The sequence below is a fragment of the Buchnera aphidicola (Aphis fabae) genome, from assembly GCF_009069125.1.
Lineage (GTDB): Bacteria > Pseudomonadota > Gammaproteobacteria > Enterobacterales > Enterobacteriaceae > Buchnera > Buchnera aphidicola_BB.
In genome coordinates this window covers 66,608-78,118 of record NZ_CP042427.1, presented here as the reverse complement: position 1 = coordinate 78,118, position 11,511 = coordinate 66,608, and the positions used below count along the sequence as shown (strand labels likewise).

10 protein-coding genes and 2 pseudogenes are annotated in these 11,511 nt (G+C 23.3%); 8 read left to right on the top strand and 4 right to left on the bottom strand.

Annotation, left to right across the window (positions count from 1 at the left end):
* Positions 1 to 57: 57 nt before the first annotated feature.
* Both FQV33_RS00370 and FQV33_RS00365 read right to left on the bottom strand, forming a co-directional pair.
* Positions 58 to 795: a pseudouridine synthase gene (locus FQV33_RS00370; RefSeq protein WP_158347584.1), complete on the bottom strand. Its 738-nt coding sequence runs from the start codon at positions 793 to 795 to the stop codon at positions 58 to 60.
* Positions 764 to 1,692, bottom strand: a pseudogene (locus FQV33_RS00365) (DMT family transporter). The gene FQV33_RS00370 and the pseudogene FQV33_RS00365 overlap by 32 nt, the downstream one beginning before the upstream one ends.
* Positions 1,693 to 1,906: 214 nt before the next feature.
* Here FQV33_RS00365 and trpD point away from each other — a divergent pair.
* From trpD to cls, 8 genes and pseudogenes are all read left to right on the top strand, one after another.
* A pseudogene (gene trpD / locus FQV33_RS00360) lies at positions 1,907 to 2,942 on the top strand (anthranilate phosphoribosyltransferase).
* Positions 2,920 to 4,275: a bifunctional indole-3-glycerol-phosphate synthase TrpC/phosphoribosylanthranilate isomerase TrpF gene (gene trpCF / locus FQV33_RS00355; protein WP_158347580.1), complete on the top strand. Its 1,356-nt coding sequence runs from the start codon at positions 2,920 to 2,922 to the stop codon at positions 4,273 to 4,275. The pseudogene trpD and the gene trpCF overlap by 23 nt, the downstream one beginning before the upstream one ends.
* 37 nt (positions 4,276 to 4,312) lie before the next feature.
* The gene (gene trpB, locus FQV33_RS00350; protein WP_158347578.1) at positions 4,313 to 5,500 is read left to right on the top strand and encodes a tryptophan synthase subunit beta; all 1,188 of its coding nucleotides are present in this window, start codon (positions 4,313 to 4,315) and stop codon (positions 5,498 to 5,500) included.
* Positions 5,497 to 6,306 carry a tryptophan synthase subunit alpha gene (gene trpA, locus FQV33_RS00345; RefSeq protein ID WP_158347576.1) on the top strand — a complete coding sequence of 270 codons (810 nt, stop codon included), beginning with the start codon at positions 5,497 to 5,499 and terminating at the stop codon, positions 6,304 to 6,306. The genes trpB and trpA overlap by 4 nt, the downstream gene beginning before the upstream one ends.
* Before the next feature lie 96 nt (positions 6,307 to 6,402).
* Positions 6,403 to 7,146, top strand: a complete 744-nt coding sequence (locus tag FQV33_RS00340; protein ID WP_158347574.1) for a YciC family protein — start codon at positions 6,403 to 6,405, stop codon at positions 7,144 to 7,146.
* A 26-nt stretch (positions 7,147 to 7,172) separates the two neighbouring features.
* On the top strand, positions 7,173 to 7,706 hold the full coding sequence (locus FQV33_RS00335) for a septation protein A (RefSeq protein ID WP_158347572.1): 534 nt from the start codon (positions 7,173 to 7,175) through the stop codon (positions 7,704 to 7,706).
* Between the two features lie 44 nt (positions 7,707 to 7,750).
* On the top strand, positions 7,751 to 8,161 hold the full coding sequence (yciA, locus tag FQV33_RS00330; RefSeq protein WP_158347570.1) for an acyl-CoA thioester hydrolase YciA: 411 nt from the start codon (positions 7,751 to 7,753) through the stop codon (positions 8,159 to 8,161).
* Positions 8,162 to 8,409: 248 nt separating this feature from the next.
* Entirely contained in the window at positions 8,410 to 9,870 is a 1,461-nt protein-coding gene (gene cls / locus FQV33_RS00325) for a cardiolipin synthase (RefSeq protein WP_158347568.1), read from the top strand.
* Positions 9,871 to 10,085: 215 nt separating this feature from the next.
* Here the strand turns inward: cls and ribA are convergent, their stop codons facing one another.
* Entirely contained in the window at positions 10,086 to 10,676 is a 591-nt protein-coding gene (gene ribA, locus FQV33_RS00320) for a GTP cyclohydrolase II (RefSeq protein WP_158347566.1), read from the bottom strand.
* Positions 10,677 to 10,738: 62 nt separating this feature from the next.
* Entirely contained in the window at positions 10,739 to 11,449 is a 711-nt protein-coding gene (pyrF, locus tag FQV33_RS00315) for an orotidine-5'-phosphate decarboxylase (protein ID WP_226856630.1), read from the bottom strand.
* Positions 11,450 to 11,511: the final 62 nt, after the last annotated feature.

Sequence of the window (11,511 nt, the reverse complement as noted above, 5' to 3'; positions counted from 1 at the left end):
TATTATTTTATAATTAATTTTTAATTAATCAATTAAGTTTAACTAACTAGTTGAAATTTATTGTTTAATTAAATTACATAAATTATTTAATAATGTATAATTTAATTTTTTCCATTGTCCTTCTTTTAAGTTTTTTGGTAAAAAAACATTACCATATCGTACTCTAATTAATTTATTTACTTGACATTTGATTGCATTAAAAATTAACCTAATTTCACGATTTTTACCTTCACATAAAACACCTTTAAACCATGTATTTTTGCTTTTATTTTTAGAGATTATCTGAATGCTTTTAAATACAGCATAGCTACCTTTAATTTTAACTCCTTTCATTAAAATATCTATTGTGTTTTTATTTACATCACCAAAAACACGTATATAATATTCACGTTCAATTTGATTTCTTGGATGCATAAGTTGATTAGCTAATTGTCCATCATTTGTAAATAATAATAATCCCTTAGTATTAATATCTAATCGACCAATACTAATCCATCTACTTAAATTTAAAATAGGTAATTTATCAAATACAGTCAATCGTTTTTTAGGATCATTTCTAGTACAAATTTCACCTATAGGTTTATTATAAATAATAATTTTTAATTGTTTATTTTTCTTAAAAATTATTTTTTCTTTGTTAATAAAAACTTCTTCAGGATTTTTTTTATTTAAATATTGCCCAATAATTGCTTTTTTTCCATTTACAAATATATTTCCTTTTTTAATTTTTGATTCTATATGACGACGAGAACCATATCCTAAATTAGAAAGCATTTTTTGTATTTTTTCTACCATGAAAACACCTTTTAATATTTTTAAAAAAATTTATTGGAAGTAATGTTAATAGTATTCCTATAAAAAGCGGTAAAATACAGTATAATTCATAGAAAAAAAATGTTTTTTTATAAAAATAAATTTCTAAAATATAAGAAATTAAAGGAAAAATTAAAAAAACAGTAGAAGCATAAAATGAACTAACCTTCTTTTGCAAATAAAAATAGGATAAAATACCAAAAACACCAGAAAAATCCCCAAGATAAAAAATAGCTAAAATTGACTTATTAGAAAATAAATGAATATCAGGGTTTTCTAAAAACCAAGAAATAGTAGATAAAAATATTCCAGATATTAAAGATGGTAATGCATTAAATGTAATAACAGAAACATTAGTGCATTTTCTTTTACATTCTATATAAATTAAAGCATGACTAAGTAACGCTAAAATTAAAGCTAAAACCCCTTTCCATTGAATAAAGAATTCTGATTTCAAATCAATCAATAAAATAACAAATAATGTAATTAAAGAAATAATTATTCCAATTTTTTTAATGAAATCTATTTTTTTTTTAAAAAAAAAGAAGACAACATTAATACAACAACTGGCATATTTGAAAAAATAACTGAAGCAATAGAAGAATTTACATATTTCCCTCCATATAGCATAAGTGTAAAAGGTATGGAAAAATAAAAAAAAGAAATAATAATTTGAAAATTTCTTTGACCATATGGAAATAAAAGAGGTGCTTTTGTAATATAAGAAAGTAGAATTAATAAAGGAGAAGCAATTAAAAATCGTATTCCGGTAGCAAATAATGGAGGAATTGTTTCTACAGCAATTTTCATAGCTATCCAAGTAGTTCCCCAAGTAATAGAGACTAAGGAAAATAATAATATTATTATTATTTTATTCATTTTAAATTTCCAATAACAAAATTATTATATATAACATATTATATTGATAGTTATATATTATTTTAAATAAAAAATTTTTTAAATATAAAAAAATATTATAAATAAAGTTTTTTTAAATTTAAATTGAATTATTTAACTCAATCGATTATTGTGAAAAATCAAAAAAAAATAATACAAAATACTAATTTTTAGTTAGAATTGTAAAAGGTTATCAATGCAAAATATATTTAAAAAAGTTTATAAGTTAGAATCTTTAAATCAAGAAGAAAGTTATAGATTATTTAAATCTATTATTTCGGGAACAATAAATGAAATACAATTATCATCTATTTTAACAGCTATGCATGTTCGCAATGAATCAATGGAAGAAATATTAGGTGCAATCCATGCTTGTTTAGAAGCAATGAAGTTATTTCCTAGACCTCATTATATGTTTTCTGACATAGTTGGTACAGGAGGAGATAATAAAAATACAATTAATATTTCTACTGCTAGTGCTTTTGTTGCATCTTACTGTGGATTTAAAATTATTAAACACTGTAACAAAGGTGTATCAAGTACATCAGGTTCGTCTGATATTCTAAAAAAATTTAAAATTAATTTAAATCCATCCCTTAAAAATTCTTTAAAAACTTTAGATAAATTAAATATTTGTTTTTTATTTGCCCCTCAATATCATAATTCTTTTCAATATGTTGAAAATATTCGAAAAATTTTAAAAATTAAAACTATTTTTAATTTATTAGGACCATTTTTAAATCCTGCCCGTCCTTTTCTTACAGTAATAGGTGTTTATAAAAAAAAATTAATTAATCCTATGATTGAGATTTTAAGAAAATTAAAATACCAACGAGGTATTATATTACATGGTGATGGAACTGATGAAGTTTCACTAAATGGAACAACATATGTTGCTGAATTGTTAAACAAAAAAATTTATTCATATCAATTAGAAGCAAAAAATTTTGGTTTAAAAACACATTCTAAAAAAACATATATAGTGGGCTCTTCAGAAGAAAGCTATGATATTATTAAAAAAACTATGCAAGGCAAAGGAGATAAGCTTCATGAAGAATTAATTGCTGTTAATGTTGCGATTTTATTAAAAAATTTTGGATATACAGACTTAAAAAGCAACACAAAAATGGCATTAAATAAAATTAGAAGTGGTAAAGTTTACAAACATATCATTAAAATTTCTAATATGTTAAAAGAAGATAAATAAACATGCAAGAAACAATACTAAATAAAATTGTAAAAGATAAAATAGCTTGGATTGAAGATAGAAAAAAAAAAGAACCTTTTAGAGAAATAAAAAATAAAATTAACATAAAAACGCGTAGTTTCTATGATTGTTTAAAAAATAAAAATCCTTTTTTTATATTAGAATGTAAAAAATCATCTCCTTCTTTAGGAGTTATTAAAAAAAAATTTAATCTAATTAAGATTTCTAATGTTTATAAGAAGTATGCTTCCGCAATTTCAGTTTTAACAGATGAAAAGTATTTTCAAGGTAATTTAAAATTCATAAATATTGTAAGAAATCATGTGTCTCAGCCAATTTTATGTAAAGATTTTTTTATTGATCCATATCAAGTTTATTTAGCTAGATATTATAATGCAGATGCTATTTTACTTATGTTGTCTATTTTAAATAATAAACAATACGTTATTTTGTCTGAAATAGCAAAAAAATTAAATATGGGAATTTTAACAGAAGTTAACAATATTGAAGAATTAAATCGTGCTATTAAATTAAATGCTTCAATTGTTGGAATTAATAATCGTAATCTACATGATTTATCAATTGATTTAAATCGCACTCGAACTTTATCTCCATTAATAAAAAATAAAATAATTATCAGTGAGTCAGGAATAACTCAACACTCTCAAATAAAAGAATTAAGTAAAATGGTTCATGGTTTTTTGATTGGATCAAGTTTAATGTTAAAAAAAAATCTAGAAATCAGCACTAAATCTTTAATTTTTGGTCATAATAAAGTATGCGGATTAACTCGTTCTATTGATGCTCAAGTGAGTGAGAAGTCTGGCGCAATTTATGGAGGTTTAATTTTTGCAGAAAATTCACCTCGTAAGATTACAAAACATATTGCAAAAAATATTATTTTTAATAGTAATTTAAGATATGTAGGCGTATTTCAAAACCAAGATATAAATGCTATTTTAGATGTTTCTCATGAATTACATTTATATGCTATACAATTACATGGAAACGAAAACCAAAAATATATTAATTTACTAAGAAAAAAATTATCTAAAAATATTAAAATTTGGAAAGCATTTTCTATTCAATCAACACTACCTTTACTTAATTGGGATTATGTAAATAAGTATTTATTTGATTCTTATTCTGGGGGAAGTAATACACCATTTAATTGGTCAATTTTACAAAACTGTATATTAAATAATGTAATATTAGCCGGAGGCATTAACATTAAAAATTGTACTTTAGCATCCAGATTAAATTGTGCTGGATTAGATTTAAATTCTGGAATAGAAATATCACCGGGTATTAAAGACCATAGAAAAATAAAATTAATTTTTCAAAAACTAAGATCTTAATAAATCTTTTTTTCATAAACAAAAGGAATAACTTTAGATGACTTTACTCAATCCTTATTTTGGAGAATTTGGAGGCATGTATGTTCCTCAAATATTGATGCCAGCTCTGTATGAGTTAGAAAAAAATTTTATTGCTGCAAAAAAAGATATAAATTTTCAAAAAAAATTTTTATATCTCTTAAAAAATTATGCAGGAAGACCAACACCATTAACTTTATGTAAAAATTTAACTCAAGGTACAAAAACACATATTTATCTAAAAAGAGAGGATTTATTACACGGCGGAGCACATAAAACTAATCAAGTACTAGGTCAAGCAATGTTAGCAATACAAATGAATAAAAAAGAAATTATCGCTGAAACTGGTGCTGGTCAACATGGTGTAGCTACTGCAATTGCTTGTTCGCTGCTAAATTTAAAATGTCGAATTTATATGGGTGTTAAAGATATTGAACGTCAAAAACCAAATGTATTTCGCATGAAATTAATGGGTGCAGAAGTTATATCTGTTAAAAGTGGTTCTGGTACTTTAAAGGACGCATGTAATGAAGCATTACGAGATTGGTCTGATAGTTATAAAAATTCACATTACATGATAGGCACAGCTGCTGGTCCACATCCTTATCCAAGAATTGTTAAAGAGTTTCAAAAAATTATTGGAGAAGAAACAAAAAAACAAATTTTAAAACAAGAAAAAAAATTACCAGATTCTATTATTGCATGTGTTGGAGGTGGATCAAATGCTATTGGTATATTTTCTGATTTTATAGATGAAAAAGTTAATTTGATTGGTGTAGAACCAGCTGGTCAAGGTATAAGTACAGGAAAACATGGTGCTCCATTAAATCATGGCAGTACAGGTATTTATTTTGGAATGAAGTCTTATTTAATGCAAAATAAAGAGGGTCAAATTCAAAAATCTTGGTCTATTTCTGCTGGTTTAGATTTTCCTTCAGTTGGTCCTGAACATGCTTGGCTGCATAGTATTAAACGTGCTGAATATGTTTCAATTACTGATACAGAAGCATTAGAGGCTTTTCAAATTTTATCTAAAAAAGAAGGTATTATTCCAGCTTTAGAGTCTTCTCATGCAATAGCTTATGCGTTAAAAATAATGAATAAAAATCCTGATAAAAGTCAAATTTTGATTGTTAATCTTTCTGGTCGTGGAGATAAAGATATTTTTACAGTAAGTGAAATTTTAAAAAACAGGAAGAAATTGTGAACCGTTATAAAAAAATATTTCAAAAAAAAACTTTACTTAAAGAGGGATGTTTTGTGCCATTTGTAATTATAGGCGACCCTTCTTTAGAAATATCAATAAAAATTATTGAAACATTAATTGAAAATGGTGCAGATGCATTGGAATTAGGAATTCCTTTTTCAGATCCATTAGCAGATGGCCCTATTATTCAAAAATCAAATTTACGTGCTTTATCTAAAAATTATGGTATTTTAAAGTGTTTTGAAGTTATTCAAATATTACGTAAAAAATATTTAAACATACCTATAGGTATATTATTATATGCTAATATTATATATAATCAGGGTATCAAGAATTTTTATGAAAAATGTTCAAAATGTAATTTAGATTCTGTATTAATAGCTGATGTTCCTATTGAAGAATATAATATTTTCTATAAATATGCTAATGAATTTAATATTGACTCTATTTTCATATGTCCTCCTGATGCAAATGAAAATTTTTTATCTCAACTTGCTTTATATGCAAAGGGTTATATTTATTTATTATCTCGTCCTGGTGTAACTGGTCTTGATAAAAAAAGAATTACACTTTCAAATGAATTTATAAAAAAAGTAAAAAAATACAATACCCTTCCATTATTACAAGGTTTTGGAATTAAAAATGCTATAGAAGTTAAAAAATCAATTTTATCAGGTACTAATGGTGTAATATGTGGCTCAGCAATTATAAGTATTATTGAACAAAATTTAAATAACGAAAAAGAAATGATAAAAAAAATAAAAAATTTTAGTTTTAAATTAATACAATCTACAAAATGTATTTAAATAAATTTTTAAAAACTTTATTTTTAAAAAATATATTAATCTAAAATAATATGTATTATCTTAAAATTTTATAAAATATTTATAGGGGATATACATATGTTTATTACAATCCGTGAATTATATAATGATACATATCACTTTGTGTCTAAAGAAATAAAAACTATTTTTTTTATATCTATTATAACTACTGTTATAAGCATTCTAATAAATATATTAATTAAACCGGACATGCATATTATTTCTATAATAGAAAATAATAAATTTATTAATTCTTATTCAGTTTTTGATTTTATAAATAATATGACAGAATATGAAAAAAAAGAATTATTAAAATATTCAATATTTAAAATAATTGAATTTTTAACTAGCAAAACTTTTTTATTAGGAAGTATAATTACTTTAATTACATATTTATCTAATAGCAAAAAACAAAAAATCACATCTTCGATGTTTTTTTTAGCTAAAATTTTACCAAGTTTATTTATATTAAATTGTATTACTAATATTATTATTCAAATCGGTTTTATGTTCTTTATTCTTCCAGGTATATTTTTATCAATATTACTTGCTTTATCACCTATTATTTTATCGTTTCAAAAAAATACTTTAATAGAATCTATACGCTTAAGTATTTCCATTTCTTGGAAATATATTAATATTGTAGGTACAGGAGTATTGCTTTGGATGTGTATAAAATTTATTTTAACAAAAATTTTACTACATATACACTTAATAAATAAAAATTTTATTTTTTTGATATTAAATATCAATATGAATGTATTTTTTTCTATTTTAATAATATATTTATTTAGATTTTATATGTTATTTTTACGAACTTAAAAATCAAAAATTTTTTAGGTCTTAATATGCAAAAAATACTAAATTTATTACCAATAATAACTTTTTTTATATTCTATAAAATATATGATATTTTCATAGCATCTAAATTTTTAATTATTATATCAGGTGTAACTTGTATATTACATTGGATTATCTATAAAAAAATAGATAAAATTAATTTAATTAGTTTTGTTTTAATTACTGTTTTTGGATCATTGACTATATTTTTTCATAATAGTCAATTTATCAAATGGAAAATAACAATAATTTATATGTTTTTTTCTATTGTATTATTGATAAGTCAGTTTTATGAAAAAAAACCAATAATACAAAAATTCCTAGAAAAAAATATAAAACTTTCTGATATTTATTGGAAAAAAATTAATTTTTTTTGGGCATTATTTTTTTTATTTTGTAGTATTTTAAATCTTTATATAGCGTTTTATTTTTCAGAAGAAACTTGGGTAAATTTTAAAGTTTTTGGACTCTCAATTTTAATGCTTGTTTCTATTTTAACTACAAGCATTTATATAAATTATAAAACATTAAAAAAGAAGTAATTTTTTATATAATTTAAATATATAATAAAGTGAATATTTTAATAATGCAAAAACAAAATAAATCATTACCCAAGGGAAAAATTGTATTAAAAACTCTTGCAATGCCTTCAGATACTAACGCAAATGGTGATATATTTGGAGGTTGGATCATGTCACAAATGGATATGGGAGGAGCTATATTAGCTAAAGAAATAGCAGGAGGCAAAGTTGTGACTGTTAGAGTAGATGGAATTACTTTTTTAAAACCTGTATCAGTGGGTGATATTGTAAGTTGTTATGCAAATTGTATAAAAATTGGTAAAAGTTCAATTACTATCAATGTAGAAGTATGGATTAAAAAAATTTATTCTCAACCATTAGGTCAATATTATTGCGCTACAGAAGCAATATTTATCTATGTAGCAATTGACCAAATGGGAAAGCCTCGTGAATTGTTGCCTATGAGTATTATTTAAAATATTTTAAATTAAATAAAAAATTTTTAATAAAAATTAACACTTTAAAAAAGTAATAATATTAATATATTAATTTAAAAAAATATTACTTTTTTTAAAGTGTTAAAAAATAAATTTAATTTTAAATGTTTCATAAAAAAATTAATATTTTTTTATCATTATCAAATAAATAAAATTATTTACGCAATATCAAATTCAATTAAATAAAAAACTTTTTTCAAAAAAGTATAAACAGGACCTTCAAATGAATGGATATTTTTTATGATTCAACTACGTGTTGCGTTGTTTTAATATACTGGTTACTAATTGTTCATATTACCTACTGTATTTTAATTAAACGTCGTAGTATACCTTCTTCTATGTCTTGGCTTTTAACTATTTATATTATTCCTTTCATTGGAATTGCAATTTGGTTTTTTTTCGGTGAATTTTATTTAGAAAAAAGACATAAAAGAATAGCAAAAAAAATTTGGTCTATATCTAATCAATACCTTAATCAACTTAAATCTTGTAAATATATTTTTCAAATAAAAAATAGTGAAGTGGCAACTTCTTTATTTCAACTTTGTAAGCATAGACAAGGAATGTCTGGTATTAAAAATAATAAAATTACACTATTAAGTGATAACAAAAAAACTATTAGCGTTTTAATTCGTGATATTTATTTAGCTCGAAAAAATATTGAAATGGTATTTTATATTTGGAAACCAGGAGGACTTGCTGATGATGTAGCAATAGCACTAATTGATTCTGCGAAACGAGGAATACGGTGTAGACTTATGCTAGATTCAGCTGGTAGTCTTGATTTTTTTAGAAGTCCTTGGGTTCAAAGAATGAAAAAATCTGGTATTCAAATTGTAGAAGCATTAAAAGTTAATTTAGTAAGAATGTTTTTACGTCGATTAGATCTAAGACAACATAGAAAAATAATATTAATTGATAATTATATTTCATACTCTGGAAGTATGAATTTAGTAGATCCAATTTTATTTAAAAAATCTTCAGGAATTGGTCAATGGATTGATTTAATGACACGAATTGAAGGACCTATAGCTACAACGATAGGTATGATTTACTCATGTGATTGGGAAATTGAAACAGGTTTCAAAATTTTACCTAAATTGCCGAATAAAGAAATGTTACAGAATATATCTAATCAAAATTCTAGCGTTCAAGTAATTGCATCTGGACCTGGTTTTCCTAAAAATGTAATTCATCAAGCTTTATTAACCGCAATTTATTCAGCAAGACATGAATTAATCATGACTACACCATATTTAGTTCCTAGCGATGATTTATTACATGCTATTTGTACAGCCGCACAAAGAGGTGTAAAAGTTAGTATTATTATACCATTATATCATGATTCTGTTTTAGTAAAATGGGCAAGTAGAGTTTTTTTTAGTGAATTATTAGAAGCAGGAGTAAAAATTTATCAATTTAAAAATGGATTATTACACAGCAAAAGCATATTAGTTGATCGTCAACTTAGTTTGATTGGTACAGCTAATTTAGATATGAGAAGTTTGTGGTTAAACTTTGAAATTACTTTAGTCATTGATGATAATAATTTTAGTAATAAATTATCTTTAATACAACAAGAATACATTTCTCACTCTGAATTATTAGATAAAGATCTTTGGTCTAATCGTGCACATTGGAAAAAAATATTAGAAAAAATTTTTTATTTTTTAAGTCCATTATTATAAATACTAATTAAAAATCAATTATATTTTTATATAAATTATTTTTAAAAATACAAGATAATAAGTTTTACAATTAAAAAAATTAAATAACTTAAATAATTAAGTTGGGGTTTATAAAAACCCCTTCTATTGAAAATAGTACAAAATTTTTTAAAACACACATATAATACTATTAAATAGTATAAAAATTGTATTATATATATCTTTTTAAAAAATTTTTACTTAAATAGTAAATGACCCATTTTTTCTGCTTTAGTTTTTAAATAATAATAATTTTTATCATTTTGTTGAGCTATAAGAGGAACTCTTTCAACAATATCAATTCCAGCAGAAATAAGCATATCTACTTTATATGGATTATTAGTTAATAATCGAATTTTTTTTACGTTTAAAATGTTAAAAATATCAGCACACAATGAAAAATCTCGTTCATCTGCAGAAAAACCAAGTTTTAAATTTGCTTCTACAGTATCTAATCCCTGGTCTTGTAGAGAATATGCTTTAATTTTATTAAGAAGACCAATATTTCTTCCTTCTTGACGATGATATATTAATATACCACTTCCTTCATGTGCGATTTTATTCATCGACATTTTTAATTGATCTCCACAGTCACATCTTAAACTAAAAAAAGCATCTCCTGTTAAACATTCAGAATGTATTCTAGAAAGAATAGGTACGTTTTTTTTTATATCCCCATAAACAAGGGCAATATGATTTTTCCCGTTCTTTTTTTCTTCAAATCCAAATATAATAAAATTTCCCCAACGAGTAGGTAATATAGCCTTTTCTATTTTAATTAATTTCATAAAAACTCCTTTATTTCTATTCGAACTATATAAATTTAAATTAATATAAATATATAAAAATATTATTGCATAGATTGTATGATGAAATTTAGTTTTTTAATTGGATTTTTTGAATAAGTAACAGAACGTCCTACAACTATATAATCTATTGGAAATTTTTTAGATTGTTTTGGAGTAATAATTTGATGTTGATCAAAAGCAGAATCATTCAAACATCTAATTCCTGGTGTTACTATTTTATATTCATTACCACATAATAATTTAATTTTTTTTGCTTCTTTACCTGGGCATACAACACCATCTAAACCACAATCTTGGGATAGTTTAGATAAAATTAAAATATAATCTTGTAATGAAATTTTAATACCAATATCTTTTAAATCTTCTTGTGTTATACTGGTGAGTGCTGTAACTGCAATTAATAGAGGACGTTTTTTAAATGATTCTAATGCTTTTTTAGCAGATATTAGCATTTCTTTCCCACCAGAAGCATGAACACTTAACATCCATATTCCTAGGTCTGCTGCTGCTTTAGTCGCATTAAAAACAGTATTAGGAATATCATGAAATTTTAAATCTAAAAATATATTAAATCCTAATTTATGTAATTCATTGATAAATTTTTTTCCTAGAATTGTAAATATTTCTTTTCCAATCTTTAAATAAAATAAAGATGGATTAAGAAGATTTACTAATTTCATAGCTTCTTTTTTATTATAAAAGTCTAATGCAATAATAATTTTAGGAATATTAGAATAATTAAGTTTTAACACTATTTAACCTCTATTGAAATAATTTATATTTTATTTTTTATAAATATTTAATTTTTAATAAT

Bases quoted from the DNA above. Each gene is read 5' to 3' on its own strand.
- FQV33_RS00370 (WP_158347584.1), bottom strand. From the start codon at position 795: ATGGTAGAAAAAATACAAAAAATGCTTTCTAATTTAGGATATGGTTCT.
- trpCF (WP_158347580.1), top strand. From the start codon at position 2,920: ATGCAAGAAACAATACTAAATAAAATTGTAAAAGATAAAATAGCTTGG.
- trpB (WP_158347578.1), top strand. From the start codon at position 4,313: ATGACTTTACTCAATCCTTATTTTGGAGAATTTGGAGGCATGTATGTT.
- FQV33_RS00340 (WP_158347574.1), top strand. From the start codon at position 6,403: ATGTTTATTACAATCCGTGAATTATATAATGATACATATCACTTTGTG.
- FQV33_RS00335 (WP_158347572.1), top strand. From the start codon at position 7,173: ATGCAAAAAATACTAAATTTATTACCAATAATAACTTTTTTTATATTC.
- yciA (WP_158347570.1), top strand. From the start codon at position 7,751: ATGCAAAAACAAAATAAATCATTACCCAAGGGAAAAATTGTATTAAAA.
- cls (WP_158347568.1), top strand. From the start codon at position 8,410: ATGGATATTTTTTATGATTCAACTACGTGTTGCGTTGTTTTAATATAC.
- ribA (WP_158347566.1), bottom strand. From the start codon at position 10,676: ATGAAATTAATTAAAATAGAAAAGGCTATATTACCTACTCGTTGGGGA.